Annotated in this window: 21 protein-coding genes and 2 pseudogenes; 5 read left to right on the forward strand and 18 right to left on the reverse strand. The window is 70.9% G+C overall.

What is annotated here, in order from left to right; all coding sequences use genetic code 11:
• Positions 1 to 10 precede the first annotated feature (10 nt).
• The 7 genes and pseudogenes from IG90_RS0112980 to IG90_RS0113005 all read right to left on the reverse strand — a co-directional run bounded on the left by IG90_RS0112980 (position 11) and on the right by IG90_RS0113005 (position 8,978).
• Complete coding sequence (locus IG90_RS0112980) at positions 11 to 2,422, reverse strand: glycoside hydrolase family 65 protein (protein WP_030582364.1); 2,412 nt, start codon at positions 2,420 to 2,422, stop codon at positions 11 to 13.
• Positions 2,419 to 3,252 (reverse strand): HAD family hydrolase, encoded by an 834-nt coding sequence (locus IG90_RS0112985; RefSeq protein ID WP_030582368.1) that lies wholly within the window; start codon positions 3,250 to 3,252, stop codon positions 2,419 to 2,421. The genes IG90_RS0112980 and IG90_RS0112985 overlap by 4 nt, the downstream gene beginning before the upstream one ends.
• Complete coding sequence (locus IG90_RS45770; protein ID WP_030582371.1) at positions 3,239 to 4,282, reverse strand: zinc-dependent alcohol dehydrogenase family protein; 1,044 nt, start codon at positions 4,280 to 4,282, stop codon at positions 3,239 to 3,241. Before IG90_RS45770 ends, IG90_RS0112985 begins: the two co-directional genes overlap by 14 nt.
• Before the next feature lie 465 nt (positions 4,283 to 4,747).
• Positions 4,748 to 4,909: pseudogene (locus IG90_RS47080) on the reverse strand (hypothetical protein); the annotation flags it as partial.
• A 153-nt stretch (positions 4,910 to 5,062) separates the two neighbouring features.
• Positions 5,063 to 5,566: a flavodoxin domain-containing protein gene (locus IG90_RS0112995; RefSeq protein WP_030582374.1), complete on the reverse strand. Its 504-nt coding sequence runs from the start codon at positions 5,564 to 5,566 to the stop codon at positions 5,063 to 5,065.
• Position 5,567: 1 nt separating this feature from the next.
• Positions 5,568 to 7,976, reverse strand: a complete 2,409-nt coding sequence (gene ppsA, locus IG90_RS0113000) for a phosphoenolpyruvate synthase (protein ID WP_030582377.1) — start codon at positions 7,974 to 7,976, stop codon at positions 5,568 to 5,570.
• A 96-nt stretch (positions 7,977 to 8,072) separates the two neighbouring features.
• On the reverse strand, positions 8,073 to 8,978 hold the full coding sequence (locus IG90_RS0113005; protein ID WP_030582380.1) for a universal stress protein: 906 nt from the start codon (positions 8,976 to 8,978) through the stop codon (positions 8,073 to 8,075).
• Between the two features lie 179 nt (positions 8,979 to 9,157).
• Here IG90_RS0113005 and IG90_RS0113010 point away from each other — a divergent pair, with 179 nt between their 5' ends.
• Positions 9,158 to 10,036, forward strand: coding sequence for a universal stress protein (locus IG90_RS0113010; protein WP_030582383.1), 879 nt, complete (start codon positions 9,158 to 9,160; stop codon positions 10,034 to 10,036).
• A gap of 40 nt (positions 10,037 to 10,076) precedes the next feature.
• Here the strand turns inward: IG90_RS0113010 and IG90_RS0113015 are convergent, their stop codons facing one another.
• Both IG90_RS0113015 and IG90_RS0113020 read right to left on the reverse strand, forming a co-directional pair.
• Positions 10,077 to 10,754 (reverse strand): helix-turn-helix domain-containing protein, encoded by a 678-nt coding sequence (locus IG90_RS0113015; protein ID WP_030582386.1) that lies wholly within the window; start codon positions 10,752 to 10,754, stop codon positions 10,077 to 10,079.
• Positions 10,755 to 10,842: 88 nt separating this feature from the next.
• Positions 10,843 to 11,760 (reverse strand): universal stress protein, encoded by a 918-nt coding sequence (locus tag IG90_RS0113020; protein ID WP_051860051.1) that lies wholly within the window; start codon positions 11,758 to 11,760, stop codon positions 10,843 to 10,845.
• A 147-nt stretch (positions 11,761 to 11,907) separates the two neighbouring features.
• On the opposite strand from IG90_RS0113020, the pseudogene IG90_RS41865 reads away from it, so the two are divergent.
• Positions 11,908 to 12,374: pseudogene (locus IG90_RS41865) on the forward strand (NAD(P)/FAD-dependent oxidoreductase); the annotation flags it as partial.
• 33 nt (positions 12,375 to 12,407) lie between these two features.
• On the opposite strand, the gene IG90_RS0113025 reads toward IG90_RS41865, so the two are convergent.
• The 3 genes from IG90_RS0113025 to IG90_RS0113035 form a co-directional block, all read right to left on the reverse strand.
• Positions 12,408 to 13,586: an acyl-CoA dehydrogenase family protein gene (locus tag IG90_RS0113025; protein WP_030582392.1), complete on the reverse strand. Its 1,179-nt coding sequence runs from the start codon at positions 13,584 to 13,586 to the stop codon at positions 12,408 to 12,410.
• A 159-nt stretch (positions 13,587 to 13,745) separates the two neighbouring features.
• Entirely contained in the window at positions 13,746 to 14,900 is a 1,155-nt protein-coding gene (locus IG90_RS0113030) for a methyltransferase (protein WP_030582395.1), read from the reverse strand.
• 127 nt (positions 14,901 to 15,027) lie between these two features.
• The gene (locus IG90_RS0113035; protein WP_030582399.1) at positions 15,028 to 15,240 is read right to left on the reverse strand and encodes a hypothetical protein; all 213 of its coding nucleotides are present in this window, start codon (positions 15,238 to 15,240) and stop codon (positions 15,028 to 15,030) included.
• Between the two features lie 156 nt (positions 15,241 to 15,396).
• Between IG90_RS0113035 and IG90_RS0113040 the strand changes: the two genes are divergently transcribed.
• Entirely contained in the window at positions 15,397 to 15,843 is a 447-nt protein-coding gene (locus tag IG90_RS0113040) for a GH25 family lysozyme (protein ID WP_078585232.1), read from the forward strand.
• 147 nt (positions 15,844 to 15,990) lie between these two features.
• On the forward strand, positions 15,991 to 16,809 hold the full coding sequence (locus tag IG90_RS0113045) for an endonuclease I family protein (protein ID WP_030582404.1): 819 nt from the start codon (positions 15,991 to 15,993) through the stop codon (positions 16,807 to 16,809).
• A gap of 25 nt (positions 16,810 to 16,834) precedes the next feature.
• On the opposite strand, the gene glsA is transcribed toward IG90_RS0113045, so the two are convergent.
• The 3 genes from glsA to IG90_RS0113060 are packed head-to-tail and all read right to left on the reverse strand — an operon-like array spanning position 16,835 to position 19,315.
• Complete coding sequence (gene glsA / locus IG90_RS0113050) at positions 16,835 to 18,184, reverse strand: glutaminase A (RefSeq protein WP_030582407.1); 1,350 nt, start codon at positions 18,182 to 18,184, stop codon at positions 16,835 to 16,837.
• Positions 18,185 to 18,199: 15 nt separating this feature from the next.
• Positions 18,200 to 18,763 carry a hypothetical protein gene (locus tag IG90_RS0113055; protein ID WP_030582410.1) on the reverse strand — a complete coding sequence of 188 codons (564 nt, stop codon included), beginning with the start codon at positions 18,761 to 18,763 and terminating at the stop codon, positions 18,200 to 18,202.
• A 57-nt stretch (positions 18,764 to 18,820) separates the two neighbouring features.
• Positions 18,821 to 19,315, reverse strand: coding sequence for a DUF1269 domain-containing protein (locus tag IG90_RS0113060; protein WP_030582413.1), 495 nt, complete (start codon positions 19,313 to 19,315; stop codon positions 18,821 to 18,823).
• A 119-nt stretch (positions 19,316 to 19,434) separates the two neighbouring features.
• On the opposite strand from IG90_RS0113060, the gene IG90_RS0113065 reads away from it, so the two are divergent.
• The gene (locus IG90_RS0113065) at positions 19,435 to 20,550 is read left to right on the forward strand and encodes a baeRF3 domain-containing protein (RefSeq protein WP_030582416.1); all 1,116 of its coding nucleotides are present in this window, start codon (positions 19,435 to 19,437) and stop codon (positions 20,548 to 20,550) included.
• 29 nt (positions 20,551 to 20,579) lie between these two features.
• On the opposite strand, the gene IG90_RS0113070 is transcribed toward IG90_RS0113065, so the two are convergent.
• From IG90_RS0113070 to IG90_RS0113080, 3 genes are all read right to left on the reverse strand, one after another.
• On the reverse strand, positions 20,580 to 21,539 hold the full coding sequence (locus IG90_RS0113070; RefSeq protein WP_030582418.1) for a D-2-hydroxyacid dehydrogenase family protein: 960 nt from the start codon (positions 21,537 to 21,539) through the stop codon (positions 20,580 to 20,582).
• An 85-nt stretch (positions 21,540 to 21,624) separates the two neighbouring features.
• The gene (locus tag IG90_RS0113075; protein ID WP_030582421.1) at positions 21,625 to 24,003 is read right to left on the reverse strand and encodes a phosphoketolase family protein; all 2,379 of its coding nucleotides are present in this window, start codon (positions 24,001 to 24,003) and stop codon (positions 21,625 to 21,627) included.
• A 48-nt stretch (positions 24,004 to 24,051) separates the two neighbouring features.
• Entirely contained in the window at positions 24,052 to 25,464 is a 1,413-nt protein-coding gene (locus IG90_RS0113080) for an NADP-dependent succinic semialdehyde dehydrogenase (protein WP_030582424.1), read from the reverse strand.
• Between the last annotated feature and the right edge of the window lie 121 nt (positions 25,465 to 25,585).

Consider the following 25,585-nt stretch of genomic DNA (forward strand, 5'->3'; position numbering starts at 1 on the left):
GGCTGTCCGTTCACTTCCCGGATTCCTTCGGAGGCAGGCGAAACCAGTGCTCCCTCCCCGGGGGCACAGCCACGCTTCTGCCCTCCGGAAGCAGCACCACGAGCGCGCCCTGCGGCGAGGGCGGCACACTGATACCGACGCGTCCCGGCAGCATGCGGAGCCGCACCCCGCGGTGGCCCTGGAAGCACAGTGTGAAGGAGAAGCGAGGTATTTCTCTGAGTGCCACGGGGTCGATACGCAGGCCTTCCTCGCCGGGTTCCAGCCCTGTGATGCCTCGCGCGACCAGATCAAGTGTTCCGGCCATGGCGCCCAGGTGGATGCCCTCGCCGGTTGTACCGCCCTGGATGTCGGCCACATCGCTGAGAAGCGCCTCCTCCACGTACTTCCAGGCGTCCGGACCCTTCTGACGCGCGAGCACCCAGCCGTGCACCAGACTGCTGAGCGTCGATCCGTGACTGGTGCGCGGAAGGTAGTAGGCGACCGTCCTGTCCCAGATCTCGTCGTCGATCAGGTAGCCGAGGCGACCGAAGAGAGCGGCCAGTTCGTCGGGCCGGAAGAGATGGCCGAGCATGAGGGCATCGGCCTGTTTGGACGCTTGGTAGCGGTTGACCGAGTCGCCCTCCGCCTCCAGGATCCGGTCCAGTCTCCGGATGCCGGGGTAGAGGCGGCGATAGCGCTCCCAGTCGAGTTCCTCAAGATCCCCGTAACCCTCGAACTGACTCAGCACGCCGCGATGAAAGGGCAGGTGAAGACGGCGGGAGACATCGTCCCAGCGCGCGTGCTCCTGCGAGTCGATCGCCAGTCGCTCCGCGAGCTCCTCGCGCCGGGGATCGGGCAGTGCGTCGAAGACCTCCAAGGCCCGTGTCAGGACCCATGCGGCCATCGCGTTGGTGTAGGCGTTGTCGTCGATGCCCGGCCGGCCGGCCCCCGGATACGCGTCGTGGTACTCGTCGGGACCGACGACCCCCCGCAGCCGGTAGCGGCCCGGCCCCGGGTCGAAGGTCGCCGCGCTCGCCCAGTACCGGGCCACCTCCAGCAGGATGTCCGCTCCGGCCGAGTGGAGAAACCCCGGATCACCCGCTGCCTGTGCGTACCGCCAGACATTGAGTGCCACTGCGGACCCCACATGGCGCTGGAGGTGGGAGTGGTCCGGCAGCCACCGGCCGGAGGCGGGGTTGAGATGCGTCGACTGGGTCACTTCGCGACCGGACCCGGCACTCTGCCACGGGTACATGGCTCCGCGCGCTCCGGTACGCCGGGCGGCCGCTCGGGCTGCGGGAAGTCGCCGATGCCGGTACATCAGGGTCGCTCGGGCGACTTCGGGGAAATGGAGCGTGAGATACGGCAGTACGAACAGTTCGTCCCAGAAGACATGGCCCCGGTACGCCTCTCCGTGCAGCCCCCGGGCCGGCACCCCGAAGTCGAGCTCTGCCGTGTGCGGCGACAGGGTCTGCAGCAGATGGAACAGGTGCAGGCGCAGAATGTGCCCGCTCTTCCCGGGCACGTGCAGCTCAGCCTGGTTCCACAGACGTTGCCAGGCGGATCTGTGCGAACGGAGCAGTCGGCCGAACACCGGAGCGTGGGTAAGGCCCTCCAGGGCTGCGACAAGCGGGTCGCCGGCGGGCCGATCGAGTGAGGTGTGCAGGGCGACCGTCTTGGCCACCGTCACCGAGTTGCGGGGCGAGACCGGGAGAACGAACCGCTGCACGGCAGCCCGCGCGGCATGAACGTGCTCGGCGGGTCGTGCCGGGCTGGAGATCGTGCGGACAGCGAGAGCGAGGTGGACCGCCGACTGGACGGTCCGGCAGGTGAGCCAGGCGACTCCCCCGGGCTCCGCTCCTTCGCGGTGCTCGGTGAGGTGCTGTCCGTCGAGGTCCCCGTAGCGTTCCACTCCGGCATTGGTGACGGTGCCGTCGAGAATCGACTCGACCTCGATTCGGCCGCTCCAGCCGTAGGCCTTGAACACGCTGCGTTGAGCGGCGAGCCAGGGGGTTCCCATATGGACGAACCGCTGGTGGGTGACGCGCAGACCGCGTCCTGCACCGTCTCGGTAGAGCAGACGACGGGTGAGGACTCCTTCTCGTAGGTCCAGATGCGTGGTGGAGCGTCTCAGTTCGGCGGAGTCGGGCGTGAGCCACTCCCCCGGTGGTCCGTCCTCGGGCAGGCAGCGGTAGCGCAGCAGCGTCCAGTTCGGGAGGTTGACCATGTCCTCGTTCTCGACCGTCCTCCCGGCGACGGTGGAGGTGAGGCGGTCGTAGCAGCCGCCCATGTAGGTACCGGGGTAGTGCACGTCGTCGGCGCCGCACTCCGGAGCGCTGCCCCGAGTGGCGAACCTGCCGTTGCCGACGGTGCACAGGGCTTCGACCAGCCGTTCCGTGTGCGGATCGTAGGCGGAGTAGTTCCAGCTCCAGGCATCGTTCATGGTCTTTCCACCCGTACCTCGTCGACGAGAGCGGCAAGGTCGCGCAGCACAAGATCTGCACCCATGCTGTGCAGTGCAGCAGCCCTTCCGGTGTCTGATGCCCGGTCCAGCCCGACGACGAGCCCGAAGCCTCCACGACGGGCCGCCGACACCCCGGCTTCCGCGTCCTCGACCACCGCGGCCTCGGCCGGGCGCAGTCCCAGCCGGGACGCGGCCTCCAGGAACAGCGCGGGGTTCGGCTTGCCGGGAAGTCTGAGCCGTGCCACGTCCCTGCCGTCGACCACGGTGTCGAAGAGGCCGAGAATTCCTGCCGCTTCCAGAAGGGCCCCGGCATGCCGTGACGCGGAGGCCGCGGCGCACCGAAGTCCCCTGCCGCGAAGAGCTCGCAGTGCGGGGGCCACGTCGTCGAAGACGGGAACGGCCCGGGTCGAGAGCATGCGGGTGAAGGCCTGCTCCTTGCCGGCGGCTACCGCCCGGATGCTGGTGCAGCCGGGCTGGTCGTCCGGTGCGCCCAGTGGCAGCACGATGCCCCGGTCCTTCAGAAAAGCGCGGGCTCCGTCAAGCCGTGCTTTGCCGTCCACGAGGCGTCGGTACTCCGCGTTCGCGTCGAAGGGAGGCTGCCGCGGATCGCCGGGCCTCAGCTTCTCGATGCAGCGGTCGAAGGCGACTTTCCAGGCAGCGGCGTGAAGGGACGCGGAATCGAGCAGTACACCGTCCGTGTCGAAGACGACGCCCCGTGTGCCGGGCGCGACACCGGATCCGGTCCCGGTGTCCGCCTCCTCGGAGGGGGACACCGGCCAGGTGTGAATCGGTGGATCACTGCGGGGCATGGAGTGCGACCTTGAGGGCTCCGGTGTCCGCTGCCCGGGAGAACACGTCGTACGCCTCTTCCATCTGCCCCAGCTCGAACCGGTGCGTGACCATCTCGGCCGACGGCAGCCTGCCGTTCGCCAGCATCCGCAGCAGCATCGGGGTCGACGACGTGTCCACCAGGCCCGTGGTGATGGTGACGTCCTTGATCCAGAGATCTTCCAGGTGGAGGGTGGCCGGTTTGCCGTGCACGCCGATGTTGGCGACCCTGCCGCCGGGCCGGACCATCCGCGTACACATCTCGAAGGTTTCCGGCACGCCGACCGCTTCCATGACCACGTCGGCTCCCAGCCCGTCCGTCAGATCCGCGACGAGTTGCTGCGGCTCCTCGTCGGCACGGACGGTTGCTTCCGCGCCGAGAGACCGTGCGGCGTTCAGCCGGGTGTCGGCGAGGTCGACGGCGATGACCCGCTCGGGCGAGTAGAGGCGGGAGGTGGCGATGGCGGCCAGGCCGATCGGCCCTGCGCCGACCACGACGACGGTGTCGCCCGGGCTCACGCAGCCGTTGCGGACACCGACCTCGTAGGCGGTCGGAAGGATGTCCGCCAGGAGGACGGCGTCGACGCTGTCGACGGAGTTGGGCAGCGGATAAACCGAGAGGTCGGCGAACGGCACGCGGACGTATTCCGCCTGGGTTCCGTCGATGGTGTGCCCGAGCACCCAGCCGCCTCCGCCCCGGCACTGCCCGTAGCGGGCCTCCCGGCAGAAGCGGCACCTCCCGCAGGCCGAGATACAGGAGACCAGCACCCGGTCCCCCGGCCGTACGGTACGGACGTCGCCGCCGGCCTCCACAACCGTGCCCACCGCCTCATGGCCCAGTACCCGCCCCGGGGTCACCTCGGGTACATCACCCTTGACGATGTGCAGGTCGGTACCGCAGATGGTGACCGCGTCGACGCGCACGATGACGTCGGCGGGGTCCTCGATGCCCGGGTCGGGAACGTCCCGCCACGTGGTGCGGCCCGGTTCCTGGAAGACGAGTGCCTTCATGACATGGCCTTCTTCCTGTCTGTGGTCCCCCCGGGGGTCGCTACCAGACTGACTCCACGGCCCGGTGGTTCGCATGGGCCGGTCGGTACCCAGCAGAGCCCCCGGCGGGCCCCCGCTGTCCGAGGGCGCCGGTGAGAATGTGGGAGTGCTCCCGCATCGACGGCAAGGGGGTTCGTCATGCGCCGGCCGACACCGCCGCCTGTCCTTCCAGGCTCCCGTGCGGCTCTGCTCACCCGGGCAGGTCTTCCGTGGACCGGGACTCCGGGACGTGATCGGCCTGGAGACCGAGGAGCCTCCCGAGGGCACGGAGCCACTGCTGCGGACGGTCATGCGTGACGGAGCCCGGGCCGGGGCACCCGATGATCTCTGCGCGGCTCGTGCACGGTTCGAAGCCGACCTCTGGGCGAGCTGTGCGGACACCTCGCGGGTGAAGGAGCGATGTGTCTTCGACCGCACTTCGTTGGGGCCATGGACGGCGAGGCGACGGGAGGCCTCGCGCGCGGAGAGCCCTTCGGGGCCGGTGGCGAGCTCGCGGCGAAGGCGGGGAACCGGCTCGCTGGGATCGAATGCCTCACCGGGAGTCGGGAAGACATCGTCCTTGCTGTCGGTCGGTGGTTCCTCAGTCATCGCCGACCCCGTGGCGCGATCTCATCGGGCGGACCGCAGGGGTGCCCGGGGCGGCGGGCCACGGAGCAGCGTTCGTCGACGGGCCGCTCGTGGTCGTTGCCCTTCACCATGCCGTTCCTCCTGACTCCGAACAGCCCTGAGCCACTCGACCGGTCAGGTGGACGAGGTGAGTTCGGTTGCGATGTGGTCGGCCCACCGGCGGATGCGTTCCGGGTTGCGGAAGTCGCCGCCCTTCCCCTGTCGGACCAGGCTGCGGGCGATCCGGCCCGGCGTCTCCGCCGTGAGGGCCCCGCCGAACGTGATGTGTTCCCGTGCGCCGAGACGCTGCATCCAGCGGGCGACCCCGCGTACCGGCGCGATGTCCCGCCGTTCGGCCGAATCGTCGACCGGACCGCTGCTGAAGAGCCAGACGGGCCGCTGCCTCAGCTGTCCCGCATGACGTCGGGCGCACCGGCGGGCGTCGACGTGCCAGCGTCCGGCGTAGACAGCGCCACCGAGAATCACGGCGTCGTAGTCGCTCACGTCGTCGACACGGTCGGCGGACATCACCCCTGCGTCGATTCCGTCGGAGCGAAGCGCCTCTCCGATCTCCTCGGCGATTTCCTGTGTCGCCCCGTGCTTGCTTCCGTAGGCGATCAGTACACGTGTGCTGCGCATGTCATTCACCTGTTCCCGATTGGGCGTCCCGATCTCTCCGGCGGTCCTCGGCGCGCGCCACATGTTCCTTCACCGCGGTGAAGCTGTCCGGGGCCACAGAGATCGAGTCGATGCCGGCTCTCACGAGGAACTCGGTGAAAGCGGGATCGTCACTGGGCCGCTGGCCGCACAGACCGACGGCGCGTCCAGTCTCATGGGCTCCGGCCACCAGGCGCTGGATGCTGCGAGTGACCGCCGCGTTGCTTTCATCGAACAGATGGGCGAGTGCTTCCGAGTCCCGGTCGACGCCGAGCGTCAACTGGGTCAGGTCGTTGCTTCCGATGGAGAAGCCGTCGAACCGTTCGCCGAACTCCCGGACAAGAATGATGTTGGAGGGTATCTCCGCCATGACGTAGACCTTCAGCCCGTTCCGCCCGCGTCTGAGACCCTGCTCGCCCATCACCTCGAGCACCAGGTCGGCCTCGCCGGGCGTCCGGCAGAACGGAATCATGACGACGACGTTGGTGAGGCCCATCTCGTCGCGGACCCGGCGCAGGGCACGGCATTCCAGGGCGAATCCCCGGCGGTATCCATCGCTGTAGTAGCGGCTGGCGCCTCGCCAGCCGATCATCGGATTCGCCTCGTCCGGCTCGAAGGGCCGGCCCCCGAGCAGCCGCGCGTACTCGTTGGTCTTGAAGTCGCTGGTACGCACCACCACGGGGTCGGGCCAGCGCGATGCGGCGATCCGGGCGATGCCCCGGGAAAGCCGGTCGACGAAATACGCCCCTCGATCCGGGTATCCCTCGGTGAGCCGCTCGATGCCGCGGCGGTCATCCGCGTCGAGCTTCTCCGGGTGGAGCAGCGCCATGGGATGGGCCTTCACCTGATGGGCGACGATGAACTCCAGCCGGGCGAGCCCGACCCCGTCGGCAGGCAGGCGCCACCACCGCAGGGCGGCGGACGGATCGGCGAGATTGAGCATGATGCGCGTACGCGTCTTCGGGAGGGCCGAGAGATCGGTCTCGCGCTCCTCATAGGGGAGCAGTCCGTCGTAGACGCGCCCGCGATCTCCTTCCGCGCAGGACACCGTGACGTCGCGTGCCTGTCGCAGGACGCGCGTCGCAGAGCCGGTGCCGATGACGGCGGGGACTCCGAGCTCCCGGCTGACGATGGCCGCGTGGGACGTGCGTCCGCCGTGATCGGTGATGATCGCCGAGGCACGCTTCATCACGGGCTCCCAGTCCGGGTCGGTGAGGCCGGTGACCAGGACGCCGCCCTCGGGAAATTCCTCCCGGGCGACCGGGGCGGTCAGCGGAACGACCGGTCCCTGTCCGATCGCCTCACCGACGGCTGTCCCTTCGATCAGTGGCCGACCGGGGTCCACCGTCAGCCGGCATTCCCGAATCGCGGTGATGCGTCGGCGGGACTGAACGGTCTCGGGGCGAGCCTGGACGATCGCGAGCTCCCCGGTGACCCCGTCCTTGGCCCATTCCAGGTCCATCGGGCAGCCGTAGTGCTCCTCGACAGCTGCGGCCCATCCGGCGAGGGTGCGGACGTCGTCGTCGCCGAGCACCCGCCGTATGCGTTCGGCCGCGGTCGTGTCCACGGTGCGGGTGAGTCCGGTCTCCGCGTACACGGTCTTGCGCCGCTTGGCGCCCACCCGCACATCGATCAGCGGGTTCAGGGAGCAGTCGTCGAGGCTGGGCTTGAAGACGGTGTACTCATCGGGGTCGACCTGTCCGCTCACCACCGTCTCGCCGAGCCCCCATGCCGCACTGACCACGATCACGTCGGGGAATCCGGTCTCGGGGTCCAGGGTGAAGATCACTCCTGCGCCGGCCCGGTCCGCACGGACCATGACCTGCACACCCACCGACAGCGCGACGGACAGGTGGTCGAAGCCCATGCGTTCCCGGTAGTCGATGGCCCGGTCGGTGAACAGCGAGGCGAAACAGCGATGGCAGGATTCGAGCAGTTGTTCTGGTCCACGCACATTGAGGTACGTGTCCTGCTGACCGGCGAAACTGGCCTCGGGCAGGTCCTCGGCGGTAGCGCTGCTGCGCACGGCGACGGGGGGACCCTCGCCGCCCGTACGGCGAGCGAGGTCCTCGTAGGCGGTGACGATTTCGCCCGGGAGCGACGTCGGCAGTGGTTCGCGGAGTATCAGCGCGCGGATGGCCCGACCGACCTCCTCCAGCGGGGCGCCGTCGTGCAGACGCGCGATCTGATCCTCGATGGAGGCGCGCAAGCCGTGCGCGGCCAGTAGTTCCTCGTACGCCTGAGCAGTCGTGGCGAATCCCGGCGGGACGCGCACGCCCGCGGCGCCGAGGTGTGCGGTCAGCTCACCGAGCGAAGCGTTCTTCCCTCCTACGCTTCCGACGTCCTGCCGGCCGAGTTCCGTGAACGGAATGACATGTCGCCGAGATGCCATGGCGGTCTCCGTAAGGTTCGCGTACGAAGTCAGCGGGGAACAGCGCCCGAAGGGAGGCGTGCCCGAGTGCCGGGCCGGCCTCCCCGGGATATCCGGTCACGGTCCTTCGGCCGTGCCCACGTACTCAGGGGGGACGATCTCGACGGGGCAGTGCCCGTGATGCAGAACGGCATGACTGACCCGGCTGAGTGCCGGTCCGAGCCCGAGCATGTGCCGTCGGCTTCCCAGGACCATGAGATCTGTGTGCTTCGAGGCCTCGACGAGGATTCCCGGGACGCTGGTCCCCGTCTCGACGTGGTGGGTGACCGTGAGGTCGGGATAGACCTCCCGTATCCGCACGGCCATCGCGGTCACCTCGTGCACCTGTTGCTTCGCAACCTCGCCGAGGCTGTCGAGCATGGTGGTGACCGTGCCGACCTGAGCCAGGACGTTGCAGACGCTCAGCAGCCGGAGTGAGGCCTTGCGGGCCCGCGCCTCGGCGGCCGCCAGCATCAGCCAGTCGAGGTCGGACGCGCCGTGCACCGCCGCTGTGATCACGCCGGCCGCGGGCCGGTCGGGCTCGCCCCGCACGACGATCACAGGCGCCTCGGTCCGCGCCGCCAGCCCCAGCCCGACAGATCCGAGCATCAGGGCACCGAAGCCGCCCAAGCCACGGCTTCCCACGACGATCGTCCCGCGACCTCCGGCCGCCGCGCGTAGCCCGCCCACCGGGTCGACGCGGCTCAGCTCCGTCGTCACGACGAGGCCGGGGTATCGGTCACCCACCGCCTCTGCCGTCTCGGTCAGCAGGTCACGGCCGGCCTCGAGTATCGCCTGGACGGCTTCCACACCCGCGTAGAGCATTCGCCTCTGGGTGTCAGCGGCATGGACGACATGGAGAGTGCGACCTCGATGGTCCGCTTCCTCCGCAGCCCACAGCGCCGCCGCCCGTGCCGCGGCGGACGCGTCCACACCGACGACGACGGCACCGAGTGCGACAGGGTCGGAAGTAGTGCCGGTCATGTCTCCTCCTCGGGATGATCCAGAGGCCTGCACATGCAACGGTTCCACCGCGGCGCGCGGTCGGCATGGGCCGTTCGGTCCCGATCGAGACCTGTCGGCCCTCCCTCCACCGGGACCGCGGCGAGACGCTGGACCCAGGGTTCCGCCCCAGGAGCCCCGTACACCGAGGAGGCGCTGTCATGACGCGTCACGTCACCGTCGGGCTGGACAACTCACCGGGAGGCCCCGCGGCAGCGCGGTGGGCCGCCGGTGAGGCCGCACTGCGCGGTGTCCCGTTGCACCTCGTGCACGTGCAGGAGTGGCCAACCACCCCGGAGATCCCGCAGACCCTCACACAGTCACTCGTCGAACGGTACGAGGCCCTGCTGCGGGACACCGCGGACAGGGCCCGCCGGGACCACCCCGGCCTGGACGTGACCACGGAACTGGTTCGGGGCCGGGCCGTCGACGAGTTGACACGCGCCGCGAACGAAGCCGAGGTCACCGCTCTGGGTTCACGGGGACTCGGAAGACTCCTCGGCTTCCTGATCGGCTCGGTGTCACTGGGCGTCGTGGCGAAAACGCGGAGCCCGGTGGTTCTCGTGCGTCCGCAGGAGACCGACGCCACCGCCTCCTCCGAGGTGCCCTCCGGCGGCCGCCCCGGGATCGCCCTGGGCCTCGATGTCTCCCACCCCTGCGACCCGCTGCTCGCCTTCGCCTTCGAACAGGCGGCCCGCAGAGGCGCTGCACTGCAGGTTGTACACAGCTGGTCGCTGCCGGCAACCTACACCTACGCGGCGATCCTCGACCCCGATGTCGGCAGCGGACTCGGTCAGCACGCCGCCCGAACACTGACCGACATGCTGCGCCCCTGGCGTGCCGAATTCCCCCAGGTCGACGTCTCGGAGACGCTGGTCACAACTCCGCCGGCCGGCGAGCTCGTCCAGGCGTCCCAGGGAGCCGATCTGGTCGTTGTAGGGCGGCGCAGCAGCAGACCTGTGGGGCCCCATGTCGGCCACGTCACCCACGCCGTGATTCACCACAGCTCCGCACCGGTTGCCGTAGTCCCCTACGAGTGACGTCAGCCGTGGCCAGCGCCTCCGTGGTTGCGGGCCCGCATCAGTCGGCGTCGCCCGGGGCATCGGGAACAAGAATCCTCCGCCCGGTGACTCGACGGGCCCCGAGGAGCATGACGTGCTCACGCTTCTCATCTGCCCAGGGAGCCGAGTACGCCGTTTCCCTGAGCCGCTGGGCGGCCTCTTCGTCCGTCACCGAGCGCACGGTTCCGACGATCAACACGCTCCAGCCTTTACTGAAGGCGTCGTCGATATGGTCGGCCTCGAAGGCGATCTCCGTGTCGGCGGCTCCGGCGAGCAGGGAACGGCCCCCCGTACGGAACATGACCTCGCCGTCCAGCACCTGGTAGTTGACCGGCAGCACGACCGGTCCGTCCGCAAGCGTCAGGGCGACCCGTCCTACGCCGTGGTCTCCCAGCAGCGTCCAGCACATGGCCTCGTCGAGTTCGACCATCCGGGCCCCCCGGGCTCCCCGGCCGATGCCGGGCGGCAGGTCGCCCGTACCTCCCGACAGCTCCTGGACCGTGGTCTCCAGCGCGTCGGCCAGCCGGAGCAAAAAGCCGATGCCCGGTGTGGCGGGCTGTTCCTCGACGTACTCGATGTAGCCGGGCGCGGCTCCTGCCCGCAGCGCTACGTCCTGCCGGGACAGTCCCAGCTGCAGGCGGCGTGCCGCGATGCGCCGGCCCATGTCGCCTTTGGCCGGAGGCGGTGCTGAGGACATCGCTGGCTCCTTGCTCCTCGACTTCTCCCACCGGGGCGGGTCATGCGGCTCACGCTAGCCAGAACCGGGAGCGGACGCAGCGCGGAGGTCATCCCGGCGGCGGGACCCGGACGTCGCCCGTCGCGGCATCGGTGACGCGCTGGGGCACGACGACGACGGGGCACGCGGCGTGGTGCAACGCTCGGTGGGCAACCTTGCCGAGCTCCAGGCCGATGAAACTCCCCTGACGCCGTGCTCCGACGACCAGCAGGTCGGCAGCGGCCGACCGCTCGACCAGGATCTTGGAAGCCGCCCCCTCCGGGGTGGCTCTGCTCACCCGGACATCCGGATACTCCCGGGCCGGTCCTTCGAGTGCCTTGTCGAGAAGCGCGGCGGCCCGCGCTTCCGCCGAGTGTGCCGGATCGCCCGCAATGAGCGGGTGCTCCACGGGCCTCGGGGTCGGGTGGCGCCAGGCGCTGAGAGCACTGAGGGTGCACCCGCGAGCGGCTGCCTCACGGAAGGCGAAGCGCACCGCGGGAGCCTCGGCGTCCCTGCCGCCCACCCCCAGGAGCACGCGTTCGTGTCGGGAGCCGAGCGCTACGTCATCCCCACGCACCACGACCACGGGGCACGCGCAGCGGGCCGCCACGACGAGGCTCACCGAGCCCAGCAACACGGACGCCAACTGCCCGCGCCCCCGTGATCCCACGACGACCGCCGAGGCCGAGGCTCCCTCTCTCAGCAGGGCGCTGGTCGCGTCCTCGGCGAGCACCTCGGTGGAGACGGCCAGACCGGGCACGCGAAGCCGTGCACGCTCGGCAGCGGCGCCGATGACGTTCTCGGCGAGAATCCGACCCGCCGGCCGCTCCAGGCCGCCCGAGAACACCGCGCCCTCGTACCGCTCCCAGAGCGAGGCGTACACCAGCCTCAGCGGGGTCGCATGACGCGCGGCCTCGTCAGCGGCCCAGTCCACCGCCTGGAGACTCGATTCAGAGCCGTCGACCCCTACCACCAGCGGCGCTTGCATCATGCCCACCACCCTTCTTCGAAGGATTGACTGTCCCCAGGTTGGCACCGGGCACCATGCCGGGCCAGGGCCGGTCGGTCCCCACATCGTCTGTCCGTCCCACGGCCGGTGCGGCGCGGTGCCGTGGGCTGATCGGTGCCGGACAGGGGCGGCACCGCTACGGAAGAGGTCACCTTCCTCACCCGTCTCGCCAAGTCGGTGACCGTCGTCCACCGCCGCTCGGCCCTCCGAGCGTCCAGAACGACGCAGGACCGGGCCCTCGGCGACGACAAGATCTCCTCCGCCTTCGACACCGAAGGCGCCGCCCTCAAAAGGGACGGCTCCATGCTCAGCGGCGTCGTACTGCGGGACTTCACCGGAGCTACCCGGGAGCTCGCCGTCACCGGCTGTTCATCGCGATCGGCCACGACCTGCGGACCGAGCTCTTCGGGCTCAGCTCGGTCTGGACGACTCCGGATACCTCCAGGTCGCCTCACCCTCGACCCGCACGATCATCCCGGGCGTCTTCGGCTCGGGCGACGTCGTCGACCACACCTGTCGGCAGGCCGTCACCGCCGCCGGCCAGTGGCGCTTCGGCAGCCCTCGACGCCGAGCGCCACCTCGCCGCACTGAGCACTCCAGGCCCCACGAATCCTCGTCACCATCGCTCACCGCCGCACGCGCGGCATCCCCAGCCCTGTCCACGCGATGATCTCCCGCTGGATCTCGTTGTTGCCGCCACCGAAGGTGAAGATCACCGCCGAGCGGTAGCCGCGTTCCAGTTCGCCGTGGAGCACCGCACCGGCAGAGCCCTCCTTCAGCGTGCCCGCGGAGCCGACGATCTCCATCAGCCAGGCGTAGGCGTCGCGGCGGGCCTCGGAGCCGTAGACCTTGACCGCCGAGGCGTCCTGGGGGGTGAGGGTGCCGTCCTGGAGGGCGGCGACCATCTGCCAGTTGAGCAGTTTCATCGCGTCGAGGCGGGTGTGGGTGCGGGCGAGCAGGGCGCGGACCCAGCCGAGGTCGATGACGCGGCGGCCGCCGGCGAGCTTGGTGCCGGCGGCCCAGCTCTGGACGTTGTGCAGGGCGCGGACCGCCATCGTGCCGTGGGCGGCGAGGGTGACGCGTTCGTGGTTGAGCTGGTTGGTGATGAGCCGCCAGCCGTTGTTCTCCTCGCCGACTCGGCGGGACACCGGGACGCGGATGTTCTCGTAGTAGCTCGTGGTCGTGTCGTGCGAGGCGAGGGTGTTGATCAGGGTGCAGGAGTAGCCGGGGTCGCTCGTGGGGACCAGGAGCATGGTGATGCCCTTGTGCGGCGGGGCGTCGGGGTCGGTGCGCACGGCGAGCCAGACCCAGTCGGCGGTGTCGCCGTTGGTGGTCCAGATCTTCTGCCCGTCGACGACGTACTCGTCCCCGTCCCGGACGGCGCGGGTCTTGAGGGCGGCGAGGTCGGTGCCCGCGTCCGGTTCGCTGTAGCCGATCGCGAAGTCGATCTCCCCGGCCAGGATTCCGGGCAGGAAGTGGGCCTTCTGCTCGTCGGTGCCGAACTGCATGATCGTGGGTCCGACGGTGTTCAGGGCCATCAGGGGCAGCGGTACGCCGGCCTGGGCGGCCTCGTCGAAGAAGATGAACTGTTCCATCGGGGTCAGTCCCCGGCCGCCGTACTCCTTCGGCCAGCCGACCCCCAGCCATCCGTCGGCGCCGAGCCTGCGGACCGTGTCGCGGTAGAAACGCTTCTGCGCGGCGGGCTCCGCGTAGCGGGCGTAGGCGTTGTCGGGCACCAGGGTCGCGAAGTAGGTGCGCAGTTCGCTGCGCAGCCGATGCTGCTCGGGCGTGTATTCGAGGTGCACGGCCCCTCCAGAGTCTCGCTCGGCGTCGTCCGTGTGCGGCGGCGCACACACTAGAACGTGTTGCAAGAATCCGGAAGGGTCGCAGAGCGGCCGGCAGCCGCGCCCGGACGGTGAGCCCGGCGGACGCCGGGTGAGCGGCGCCGGGTGCGCCGCTCCCGGTCAGCGCTTGACTGCGCGCAGGACCACGAACTTCGCGTCGCCGGCGACCGTGGTGCAGTTCCCGAAGATCCGCCGCAGGTGGACGTGGTACGAGAGGTGCCGGTTGCCCACGACCCAGAGCTCGCCGCCCTGGCGCAGGGCGGTCCGCGCCCCGGCGAACATCGTGCGGGCGGTCGCGTCCGTGGTGGCGAGGTGCGAGTGGAAGGGCGGGTTGTTCAGCACCAGGTCCATGCTGCCCGGATCGAGGTCGCCGAGTCCGTCGCCGACCAGGAAGTCGGCCTTCGCGCCGTCCGGCGCACCGGCCCGGAAGGTCTCCTCGGCGGAGGCCACCGCCCCGTAGGACTCGTCGACGAAGGTGACGTGCGCGTCGGGGTTGGCGACGGCGGCGGAGAGCCCGAGGACGCCGTTGCCGCAGCCCAGGTCGACGACCCGGACGGCCCCGCCACGGGTGGGCAGGTGCTTCAGGAAGAAGCGGGTGCCGATGTCGAGGCGCTCGGCGCAGAAGATCCCCGCGTGGTTGACGGTGGTCAGGCCCGAGACGGGGCCCACGTCGGCGGGCAGCTCGTAGCGGTACGGCCACGGGCTCGGCGTACGCGGCAGCGCGGGGTCCGGGGTGGAGAAGATGAGCCGCGCCTTGCGCACCGCGAGGGAGGTGCGGGTCGGGCCGATGATCCGCTCGAAGAGCTTGAGCGTGGAGGTGTGGATCTCCTTGACCATGCCGGTGCCGATGACCACGGTGCCGGCGTGGACGGCGGGGGCGATCCGGTGGAGCTGGTCCTCCAGGAACGCCAGGGACTTGGGCACCCGGACGATCAGGACGTCGATCCGGTCCGGCGGGGTGTCACGCGAGGACAGCAGCCGGACCGCGTCCTGGTCGAGACCGTTCCGGTCGAGGTTGGCGAGGGTGGCACGCCGGGCCAGGTAGGAGTCGCTGATCTGGACGGGCCGGTGCCCGGCCAGCGCGGTGGCGAGCGCTCCCCACCGGTCCCCCACGACGGCGACCGTCCCCGAGAGGTCGACCGGGCCCGTCTCGGGGTCCGTCAGCTGCCGGAGCAGGTATTCGTCGGCGGCGTCCCATGCCCGGAAGGGATCGCGCGGGTGCTCGGGGAAACGGGCGAGCTCGAAAGCGCCCTGTGAGGTCGTCAGACGGTTCATATGTCACTCAGGCTAGCCGAGGGAGCCGGGGGCGCCCCACACGCTCCCCGGCTCCTCGGCCGCCATGACCTCGGCTTACGGCTCCGCGCACCGCCCGCCGGGTGCTCCAGCGGGCCTCGCCGGGCCGTCAGGGCAGTTGTTTGTCGATGGCCGACCGCCCCTCGGCGGCCAGCTTGCGCCGCGCCCATTCCAGGGTCTCCGGCGTCAGGTCCCGCCCGGAGGCCAGCACCAGGTCCTCCGCGCTCGGCCGGTCGCTCGCGCCCGTGTGCAGGAGCCGGTCGGGCGTGATGCCCCCCGGCCCGGACACGGCCGCGGATACGGATTCGGACTCTTCGCTCATGCCGCCTCCTCGTCCTTGCGGCAATTCTCGCCCCCCGCGGACCCGACCGCATCCGAGGAGCGCGCGCCCGCTACCCGGGAGGGTGAATCCGCCCTTGGCGGGCCTGGGGAGTGGGCAGAAGAGGGAGGTCGCAGCCCCGTCCCCGAGGCGGTGCCCATGCTCCACGGTGTCGACGTCAGCGCCTATCAGACCTCCTACGACACGGACGGTCTCGACATCGCCCTCATCAGATCCACCGAAGGCCGCACCTACGGCAATCCGCGTCCGGACTCCCAGGTGGAACGGGCCCGGCACTCGGAGTGCGCCAACGGCTTCCATCACTTCCTCCGGCCGGGGGATGTGGCGGACCAGGTGGCGTACTTCATGAGCAGGGCCCCGGAGAAGGCAGGCGATCTGCTCGCGGTCGACCGGGAACCGACCGGCGGCGGGACGCGGGCGAGCAACGCGGACAAGGACCGGTTCATCCGAGGTCCGGGCCCTGCGCGACCGGGCCGCCGGGGGGCACCGGACAGCACCGGGCCGAGACGCCCCGTCCGCCCCGGAGGCCTTGGGCCGCCGGGGCAGACGCCTGTTCCCGGCGGGTTCTCGCACCCCCATTCTTGACCTGCACATGATAGGTACACAGTGTTCACACCTGGGACACGGTGCGTGTGGAAGGCTCCCGGCTGACCACCTACCGCCCGGCCGCCGCGGGGGCACCCCCACCCAGGGTCTTCCCGCGACGCCCGCGTCTCGGAGAGGACACCCCACATGTCCCGTCGCCCTTGGTTCTACGCGCGTCCACTGCTGGCGGCGGCAGCGGCCGTCACCGTGCTCGCCGGCACCGCCGCCGCAGCCCCCGCGGACGCCTCGCCCGACCGCTACACCACCGCCTCCGCCGCCCTCGACGACACCTACTACCAGGACGCGCTCGGCAAGACCGGCGCCGAGCTGAAGTCCGCCCTGCACACGATCATCAGCGACCAGACCAAGCTCTCCTACAGCCAGGTGTGGGGCGCCCTCAAGGCGACCGACGAGGATCCCGCCAACGCCTCCAACGTCGTCCTGCTGTACACCGGGCGCTCCCAGTCCAAGAACGACAACGGCGGCAACTCGGGCCAGTGGAACCGGGAGCACGTCTGGGCCAAGTCGCACGGCGACTTCGGCACCGCGACGGGCCCGGGAACCGACGTCCACCATCTGCGACCCACCGACGTCCAGGTCAACTCCACGCGCGGCAACAAGGACTTCGACAACGGCGGGAGCGAACTGGGCTCCGCACCGGGCAACTTCACCGACGGCGACTCGTTCGAGCCGCGCGACGCGGTCAAGGGCGACGTCGCCCGCATGATCCTCTACATGGCGGTGCGCTACGAGGGGAACGACTCCTTCGCCGACCTCGAACCCAACGACCAGGTCAACAACGGGTCCGCGCCGAAGATGGGCAAGCTGTCCGTCCTGAAGCAGTGGAGCCAGGAGGACCCGCCGGACACCTTCGAGAAGCGCCGCAACGACGTCATATTCGAGCAGTTCCAGCACAACCGGAACCCGTTCATAGACCACCCCGAATGGGTCGGATCCATCTGGTAGTCACGGCTCATCGGGCAGTCCCCGCTCAGCCCTCCCCGGCCAGGGCCCGCGCGCAGCCTTCGACGGCACCCTCACGGGTGGCGTAGCGCGGCAGGTCCTGGCCGGTCCGCTCCCGTACGAGGCCGGGCGGGCCCAGCAGATCGTCCGGATCGACGACCGCCGCGCGCCGGCCGTCGCCGGCGAGCCGCGCGAGCCCGTCGTGCAGCATCGCCAGGGCCACGGAGTCGACGGACGTGACGTCGTGCAGGTCGAGCACCACCGAGCCGCCGTCCGGCCCGGACTCGTCCAGGGCGTACAGCACGCGTTCGGCGGCCGTGAAGTCGATGGCCCCCTGGGCGACGACGACGCCGACCTGTTCGTGGAGGACCCGTTCGCGCTCGGTCGAGGGCGCCGATCGCAGGTCGTCGGCGGTCGTGACGAGGGTGACGGTGGAGCCCGGGAGCGCGGGGTTGAGCATGAGGTGGAGCCCGTAGCGTCGCGAGAGTGCCGCGAGTGCGGCGTGGCCGCGTACCGAACTGCCGGTGGTGTCCAGCGGAGGGCTGTACGTGGCGAGTCCGAAGCGGGCGGGACCCACCGCGATGAGGCCGCCGGACACCCCGCTCTTGGCGGGCAGCCCGACGCGCAGCAGCCATTCGCCGGAGCCGTCGTACATGCCGCAGGTCGCCATGACGGCGAGGACCTGGGCGGCGACCTCGGCGGAGACGACCCGCTCGCCGGTGACCGGGTTCACCCCGCCGTAGGCGAGCGTCGCGGCCATCGTGGCGAGGTCGACGGCGGTGACGCGGATCGCGCACTGGCGGAAGTAGCGGTCGACCGCCAGGACCGGGTCGACGGGCATGGTGCCGGTGGAGCGGATCAGGTACGCCAGCGCCCGGTTGCGGTCGCCGGTCACCGACTCGGAGTTGAACACCTCTTCGTCGACGTCGAGTTCGCGCCCGGCGAAGTGGCCGAGGCAGTGCAGGATCCGGTCGAAGGCGGATTCGTCCGGGGCGTCGGGGATCAGGGCGGTGGTGACGATCGCGCCGGCGTTGACCATGGCGTTGGCGGGCCTGCCCGTACCGGGTTCGAGGCTGATGGCGTTGAACGCCTCGCCGCTCGGCTCGGCGCCCACCCAGCGGCTCACCTCGTCGAGGCAGAGAAGGGAGAGTGCGAGGGCGTAGACGAACGGTTTGGAGATGGACTGGAGGGTGAAGGGCACCTCGGCCTCGCCCGCGCTGTAGCGGTGTCCGTCCATGCTGACCAGCGCGAGACCGAAGGCGTCCGGGTCGGCGAGGGCCAGCTGGGGGATGTAGTCGGCCGGTTTCCCCTCCCGTACGTCGACGAACCGGGCGCGCAGACTCCGGAGCGAGTCGGTCACCGCGTCGGCGGCGCTCACGGCCCGCGCCCCCCCTCAGCCGCGCTCGGCCTGGGCGACCCGGGGGAAGGTCTTCACCCCGGCGGCCTTGCGGCTGTTGGCCTGAGCGGTGACGGTGCGGTCCGGCGGTGCGTCCTGGACGCCGACGACGACGGTGTCGAGGACCTTGTCCTCGGCGTCGACGAACTCCACCTTCACGGCGTAGAACGCGGCCTCGTCGGTGGGGTTGGTGACCCGGACGAGCGCGCTGCGGACCTCCTCGGACGCGGTGAGCGGCAGTCCGTTGACCGAGACGTCGCCGACCGCGTTGCCCCGGCCCTCGACCTCGTCCAGCCGCTCGGCCGCCTCCTGCCGTACGCGTTCGGACTCGGCGGACACCGAGGCCGCGAAGCTCTCCTGGGTGCGCGGGCTCGCGGCCTCGGACGGCGGTTCCTTTGGCTCGGGCGTGAGGGTGTGGACGCCCCGGTCGGTGCCTTCGCTGCTCGTGTCGGAGTCGCAGGCCGCCGTGGCGGCGAACAGCAGGGCAGCCGCCGCGAGGGGGGCCAGGGTGCGGGCGGCGCGGCGGCCACGCGCCCGGCGCGCGGGGAGGTTCGCTTTCACGGACAGCCCGTCCAATCCAGAGAGGGGATCCAGGCGAGGAAGGGGGGTGCGCGCGGGTCACGCCGTCTCGTCGCCGAAGACGTCGCGGAGCTTCGCCTCGCGCTCGGTGTCGAGATTGCTGTGGAGGAGTTCGGCGCCGTCGCCGGGCAGCTGCGCGCCGATCCGCTCGGGCACCTCGTTCATGGTCAGCAGGAACAGCGCCGAGGTCCCGGGCGTCACCTTCTCCTTGACCTCGGCGATGAAGTCGTCGTCGATGCCGACGTCCGCGAGCTTCCCGCCGAGTGCTCCGGCGGCCGCTCCGATGGCCGCGCCCAGCAGCGGCATGAGGAAGATCAGCCCGAAGAGCATGCCCCAGAAGGTCCCACTGAGGGCCCCGGCGCCGACGAGGTTGAGCAGCTGTCTGGTGCGCGGCCTGGCCCGGTCGGCGGGCCAGCTCACCACCGCCGCGTCGAGGATCTTGAGCAGCCCTTCCTTCTGAAGGGATTTCAGCGCCTCCTCGACATTCTCCGCACCGTCGGCCGTCCGGAACTTCCAGACCGTGAGCGTGGACATCGCGCAACCTCCCGCACTCCAGGAGCAACAACTCGCTCATATTAGGATCAAAAGGTATGAATTGACTCGTCGAAGCATCCGCTTCATACGGGAGCGGGTTCGAGCCCTGGGAGGGAACGATGGATACGGACGCCCTGACCGCCGACCTGTTGCGGGAGCTGCGGGCGACCCGGCCCTATCCGGCCCTGTCCCTGACCATGCCGACCCACCGCAAGGCCCCCGACAACGCGCAGGACCCGGTCCGCCTGCGGAACCTGGTGGCCGAGGCCGGACACCGTCTCGACGCCGATCCGCAGGTCAGCCGCGAGGTCCGGGCCGCCCTCCAGGCCCAGCTGGAGCGGGCGGCCGGCGAGGTGGACCCCCGCAAGGCGCTGGACTCCCTGGTGCTTCTGGCCACCACCGACGAGTACTGGATCTGGCAGCTTCCGCGCACCGCACCCGAACGGGTGGTGCTCAGCGACACCTACCTCACCCGCAACCTCGTCGCGGCCAAGGCCCAGACCCGGCCGTTCCGGGCGCTGACCGTCGCCGCCGACCACGCCACGCTGTGGATCGGCACCGGCGACGGCATCCGGCCGGAGGAGGCGGACGGCTTCCCGCTGACCGCGCCGAAGGAGCCGCCCAACCCGCAGCGCGAGGAGCGGATCGGGGACACCCCGAGCACCTTCACCGACGAGGAGACCCGGAACTTCTTCCGTACGGTCGACGAGAAGCTGCGCGCGGTGCTCGCCGATGATCCTCGGCCGCTCTACCTGATGGGCCTGGCCCCCGCTCTCGCGCTGCTGGACGAGGTCGGCACGGGCTCCGGGTCCGCCCTCGGCCGGGTCACCAAGGGCGCGCCGGCCGACCTGTCGCCCACCGAGGTCCTCAGGGAGTTGCGGCCCGCCCTCGACGAGGGCGGACGCCTGGCGGCCGCGGAGGTGGAGACCCGGCTCGACCACGCCCGGGGCGCGCACTCCTTCGCCGGGGGTCTCGACGAGGTGTGGGCCGCCGTCCGGGAGGGCCGGGCGGGGCTGGTCGCGGTGGAGGAACACTTCCAGGCGGCCGTGCAGGTGACCGACGAGCACCTGGAGCCGGTGCCCGAGGGGAGCACACAGAGCGCCGACGGCACGGTCCGCGAGGACATCGTCGACGAACTGGTCGAAGCGGCGCTGGACAGCGGCGCCGACGTGGCGTTCGTCGAGGACGGCTCGCTGGCTGACCACGGTCGGATCGCGGCGGCGCTGCGCTACTGACCGAAGCCGCAATGAGCGGTCCTCCGCCGTCAGCTCAGGCGGCGGAGCGGCTGCCCGTCGAGGAACGCCCTGATGTTCTCCACGGCCTGGCCGTAGTAGGTCTCGTAGTTGGCGCGTGACACGTAGCCCAGGTGCGGGGTGGCGAGCAGGCGCGGGGCCGTGCGTACCGGGTGGCCGGCCGGGAGCGGCTCGATGTCGAAGACGTCCGTGGCCGCGCCGGCGATGGCGCCCGCGTGCAGCGCCGCGAGCAGGGCGCCCGTGTCGACGATGGCCGCCCTGGAGGTGTTGATCAGGTACGCGGTCGGGCGCATCCGGGCGAGTTCGGCCGCGCCGACCAGGCCCCGGGTCCGTTCGCCGAGCGCCAGGTGCACGGAGACGAAGTCGCTGGTGGCCAGCAGTTCCTCCTTGGATGCGGCCAGGGTCGCCCCGACCTCGTCGGTACGTTCCCTCGTGAGGTTCTGGCTCCAGGCCAGGACCTCCATGCCGAAGGCCAGGCCCACCTGCGCCACCCGGCCGCCGATCTTCCCCAGCCCCAGCAGACCGAGCCGCCGGCCGTGCAGATCGGCCCCGAGGGTGGACTGCCAGGGCCCGTCCGTGCGCAGGGCCTCCGCCTCGGGGACGATCCCGCGTGCCAGGCCCAGGAGCAGCGCCCAGGTGAGCTCGACGGGCGGGGTGGAGGAGCTGGCGGTGCCGCAGACGACGACGCCGTGCCGCTCCGCGGCGTCGAAGTCGATGACGGAGTTGCGCATGCCGGAGGCGATCAGCAGCCGCAGCCGGGGCAGCCGGGCGAACAGCTCCGCCGGGAAGGACACCCTCTCGCGCAGGGTCACCACGATGTCGAAGTCCGCGAGTGCGGTGGCCGCTTCGTCCTCCGTGGCGAGGTGTTCGGCGAACGACACGACCTCGACGTCGGCGGTGACGGGCGACCAGTCGACAACGGTGGTGGCCACGGACTGGAAGTCGTCGATCACAGCACAGCGCAGCTTCATGGCGGCCTCTCCGGTGGGTCTCGGGTCACCGCCCATGATCGCTCACCGGCCGGTCCGGAAGGGCGGGACCCCGTGAACGACGCGGTCAGCCGCCCCACTTCCAGTCCACGACCTCCGGCAGGTCCGTGCCGTGCTCGCGGATCCAGGCGTGGTGGCGGGTGCGGACGTCCGCCATCTCCTGGCGTACGGCGACGGCGCGGCCTCCGAGGCCGGGCACCCGGTCGATGACGTCCATGACCAGCCGGTAACGGTCGAGGTCGTTGCGGACCACCATGTCGAACGGGGTGGTCGTGGTGCCTTCCTCCTTGTAGCCGCGCACATGGAGGTGGGCGTGGCCGGTCCGGCGGTAGGCGAGCCGGTGGATCAGCCACGGGTAGCCGTGATAAGCGAAGATCACCGGCTTGTCGCGGGTGAACAGGGCGTCGTACTCGGAGTCCGGCATGCCGTGCGGGTGCTCGGATTCCGGCATCATGCGGGCGATGTCGACGACGTTGACCACGCGTACGGCCAGCTCCGGCAGATGGCGGCGGATCAGGTCGGCGGCGGCCAGGGTCTCCTGGGTGGGTACGTCCCCGGCGCAGCCGAGCACCACGTCCGGCTCGCGGCTGCCGTCCTCGGTCCCGGCCCACTCCCACGCCCCGGCCCCGCGGGCGCAGTGGGCGCGGGCCTCCTCCATCGTGAGCCAGTCGAACGTCGGCTGCTTGCCCGCCACGATCACGTTGACGTAGTCCCGGCTGCGCAGCGCGTGGTCGGCCACGGAGAGCAGGGTGTTGGCGTCCGGCGGCAGATAGACGCGCACGACCTCGGGGCTCTTGTTCAGGATGTGGTCGACGAACCCGGGGTCCTGGTGCGAGAAGCCGTTGTGGTCCTGGCGCCAGACATGCGAGGTGAGCAGGTAGTTGAGGGAGGCGATGGGGCGCCGCCAGGGCAGCCGGCGCGAGGTGCGCAGCCACTTGATGTGCTGGTTGACCATCGAGTCGACGATGTGGGCGAACGCCTCGTAGCTGGAGAAGAGGCCGTGGCGTCCGGTGAGGAGGTACCCCTCCAGCCAGCCCTGGCAGAGGTGTTCGGAGAGCACCTCCATCACCCGGCCGTCGCGGGCGAGGTGTTCGTCGGTCGGGAGGGTCTCGGCCTGCCAGGCCTTGCCGGTGGCCCGGTAGAGGGCGTCCAGCCGGTTGGAGGCGGTCTCGTCGGGGCCGACCACCCGGAAGTCCCTGCGGCCGTCGGTGGCGGCCATGACGCTCTCCAGGAGGCCGCCGAGCACCTTGGTCGGCTCGTGGAGGGCGGTGCCGGGCTTGTCGACCCGTACCGCGTGGTCCGCCAGGTCGGGCAGCGGGAGGTCACGCAGGAGCAGACCGCCGTTGGCGTACGGGGTGGCGCCGAGCCGGGCCTCGCCCTCGGGTACGCAGGCGAGGACCTGTTCGGTGGGGCGGCCCTCCGCGTCGAAGAGTTCGGCGGGGCGGTAGGAGCGCAGCCAGGCCTCCAGTTGCCGGAGGTGGTCGGGGTGGTCGCGGACGCCGGAGAGCGGGACCTGGTGGGAGCGCCAGGTGTTCTCGACGGGCAGCCCGTCGACCTCCTCGGGGCCGGTCCAGCCCTTGGGGGTGCGCAGCACGATCATGGGCCAGCGGGGGCGCTCGGTCGCACCGTCCTCGCGGGCCGCCCGCTGGTGGGCGCCGATGCGGTCCAGGGCGGTGTCCATGGCGGTGGCCAGCGCCCGGTGGACGGCGGCCGGGTCGTCGCCGGTGACGTAGAGGGGATCGTGCCCGTAGCCGCGCAGCAGTTGGTCGAGTTCCTCCTCGGGGATCCGGGCGATGACCGCCGGGTTGGCGATCTTGTAACCGTTGAGGTGGAGGATGGGCAGGACGGCTCCGTCGTGGACCGGGTCGAGGAACTTGTTCGCGTGCCAGGACGCGGCGAGCGGCCCCGTCTCGGCCTCGCCGTCGCCGACCACGCAGGCCACCAGCAGGTCCGGGTGGTCGAGGGCGGCGCCGTACGCGTGGCTGAGGGCGTAGCCGAGTTCGCCGCCCTCGTGGATGGAGCCGGGCGTCTCGGGCGCGACATGGCTGGGCACGCCGCCGGGGAACGAGAACTGCTTGAAGAGCAGCCCCATGCCCTCGGCGTCCCGGCCGACGTCCGGGTAGGTCTCGGAGTAGCTGCCCTCCAGCCAGGAGTTGGCGAGGACGGCGGGTCCGCCGTGGCCGGGGCCCCAGACGCACAGCGCGCTCAGGTCGCGGGCTCTGATCACCCGGTTGAGGTGGGTGTGGACGAGGTTGAGCCCCGGCGAGGTTCCCCAGTGGCCGAGCAGGCGGGGCTTGATGTCCTCGGGGACGAGCGGCCGGGTCAGCAGGGGGTTGGCCATCAGGTAGATCTGGCCGACTGCGAGGTAGTTGGCCGCGCGCCAGTGCGCGTCGAGCGCGGCGAGCTCGTCGTCGGAGGGGGTGGAGGGGGTACGGGTGTCGCTCACGGAGCGGATCTCCTCGTGGGGTGACGGCGCACGGGCGGTGGTGGGATGTCAGGACGCCTCGGGGCCGTACCAGAGTGTGGTGGCGTTGCAGAACTCGCGGATGCCGTGTCCGGCGAGCTCACGGCCGTAGCCGGAGCGCTTGATCCCGCCGAAGGGCAGGGCGGGGTGCGAGGCGGTCATCCCGTTGAAGAAGACCCCGCCGGCCTCCAGGTCGCGGGCGCAGCGCTCCTGCTCGCCCGGGTCGCGGGTCCAGACGTTGGAGCTGAGGCCGAAGGGGGTGTCGTTGGCCAGGTGGATCGCCTCGTCGAGGTCGGCGACCCGGTAGAGGGTGGCGACCGGCCCGAAGGTCTCCTCGCGGTGGACGCGCATGGCGGTGGTGATGCCCGCGAGCACGGTGGGCTCGTAGAACCAGCCGTTCTCCAGGCCGCCGCCGAGCTTGTCCGGACGGCGCCCGCCGCACAGTGCCTGCGCGCCCCGCTCGACGGCGTCGTCGACGAGTTCCTCCAGGTCGGTGCGACCCTGTTCGGTGGAGAGGGGGCCGATGTCGGTGGCGTCCTCCAGCGGGTCGCCGACGGTCAGGGCGCGCATGCCCGCGGTGAAGTGCTCGGCGAACGCGTCGTAGACGTCGGCGTGCACGATGAAGCGCTTGGCGGCGATGCAGGACTGGCCGTTGTTCTGGACGCGGGCGGTGACGGCGGTGGCGGCGGCCTTCTCCACGTCCGCCGAGGGCAGGACGAGATAGGGGTCGCTGCCGCCGAGTTCCAGGACGGTCTTCTTCACCTCGTCACCGGCGGTGGCGGCGACGGCGCGCCCGGCCGGTTCGCTGCCGGTGAGGGTGGCGGCCACGACGCGCGGGTCGCGCAGGACCGCCTCGACGGCGCCCGAGCCGATCAGCAGCGTACGGAAGCAGCCGGCGGGGAAGCCCGCGCGGTGGAAGAGGTCCTCCAGGTAGAGGGCGGTCTGCGGGACGTTCGAGGCGTGCTTGAGGAGTCCGGTGTTGCCCGCCATCAGCGCGGGGGCGGCGAAGCGCACCACCTGCCAGAGCGGGAAGTTCCACGGCATCACGGCGAGGACCACGCCGAGCGGGCGGTAGCGGACCAGCGCGCGGGAGGCGCCGGCGTCCTTCACGTCGTGGGGGTCCGGGTGCTCGTCGGCGAGCAGGCCCCCGGCGTGGGCGGCGTACCAGCGCATCGCCTTCGCGCACTTGGCCGCCTCCGCACGGGCCGCCGTGACGGGTTTGCCCATCTCGACGGTCATCGTGCGGGCGATGGTGTCGCGGTCCTCGTCGAGGAGGTCGGCGGCCCGGTTCAGCCAGGCCGCACGCTGTTCGAAGGGGGTGGTGCGGTACTGGCGGAAGGTCTCCGCGGCGGCGGTGATCCTGCGTTCGGTCTCCTCCTCGCCGAGGGCGTCGAAAGACCTGATCAGTTCGCCGTTCGCGGGATTGACCGTCGCGATGGGCATGGCAGTGGCCTCCTTGCATCGGTACTCCGACCGTGCCGCGCCGCACTGGTCCGCGCAACGCGGCCCTCCCCTCCCCTGCACGTACCCGGCCGACGCGGATCATGCGTGCCGGGGGCAGCAC

This window comes from Streptomyces anulatus, assembly GCF_000721175.1.
Classification (GTDB): domain Bacteria; phylum Actinomycetota; class Actinomycetes; order Streptomycetales; family Streptomycetaceae; genus Streptomyces; species Streptomyces anulatus_C.

Excerpts from the sequence above, each read along its gene's own strand:
- IG90_RS0112980 (WP_030582364.1), bottom strand. The coding sequence starts at position 2,422 with ATGAACGATGCCTGGAGCTGGAACTACTCCGCCTACGATCCGCACACG.
- IG90_RS0112985 (WP_030582368.1), bottom strand. The coding sequence starts at position 3,252 with ATGCCCCGCAGTGATCCACCGATTCACACCTGGCCGGTGTCCCCCTCC.
- IG90_RS45770 (WP_030582371.1), bottom strand. The coding sequence starts at position 4,282 with ATGAAGGCACTCGTCTTCCAGGAACCGGGCCGCACCACGTGGCGGGAC.
- IG90_RS0112995 (WP_030582374.1), bottom strand. The coding sequence starts at position 5,566 with ATGCGCAGCACACGTGTACTGATCGCCTACGGAAGCAAGCACGGGGCG.
- ppsA (WP_030582377.1), bottom strand. The coding sequence starts at position 7,976 with ATGGCATCTCGGCGACATGTCATTCCGTTCACGGAACTCGGCCGGCAG.
- IG90_RS0113005 (WP_030582380.1), bottom strand. The coding sequence starts at position 8,978 with ATGACCGGCACTACTTCCGACCCTGTCGCACTCGGTGCCGTCGTCGTC.
- IG90_RS0113010 (WP_030582383.1), top strand. The coding sequence starts at position 9,158 with ATGACGCGTCACGTCACCGTCGGGCTGGACAACTCACCGGGAGGCCCC.
- IG90_RS0113015 (WP_030582386.1), bottom strand. The coding sequence starts at position 10,754 with ATGTCCTCAGCACCGCCTCCGGCCAAAGGCGACATGGGCCGGCGCATC.
- IG90_RS0113020 (WP_051860051.1), bottom strand. The coding sequence starts at position 11,760 with ATGCAAGCGCCGCTGGTGGTAGGGGTCGACGGCTCTGAATCGAGTCTC.
- IG90_RS0113030 (WP_030582395.1), bottom strand. The coding sequence starts at position 14,900 with ATGAACCGTCTGACGACCTCACAGGGCGCTTTCGAGCTCGCCCGTTTC.
- IG90_RS0113035 (WP_030582399.1), bottom strand. The coding sequence starts at position 15,240 with ATGAGCGAAGAGTCCGAATCCGTATCCGCGGCCGTGTCCGGGCCGGGG.
- IG90_RS0113040 (WP_078585232.1), top strand. The coding sequence starts at position 15,397 with ATGCTCCACGGTGTCGACGTCAGCGCCTATCAGACCTCCTACGACACG.
- IG90_RS0113045 (WP_030582404.1), top strand. The coding sequence starts at position 15,991 with ATGTCCCGTCGCCCTTGGTTCTACGCGCGTCCACTGCTGGCGGCGGCA.
- IG90_RS0113060 (WP_030582413.1), bottom strand. The coding sequence starts at position 19,315 with ATGTCCACGCTCACGGTCTGGAAGTTCCGGACGGCCGACGGTGCGGAG.
- IG90_RS0113065 (WP_030582416.1), top strand. The coding sequence starts at position 19,435 with ATGGATACGGACGCCCTGACCGCCGACCTGTTGCGGGAGCTGCGGGCG.
- IG90_RS0113070 (WP_030582418.1), bottom strand. The coding sequence starts at position 21,539 with ATGAAGCTGCGCTGTGCTGTGATCGACGACTTCCAGTCCGTGGCCACC.
- IG90_RS0113080 (WP_030582424.1), bottom strand. The coding sequence starts at position 25,464 with ATGCCCATCGCGACGGTCAATCCCGCGAACGGCGAACTGATCAGGTCT.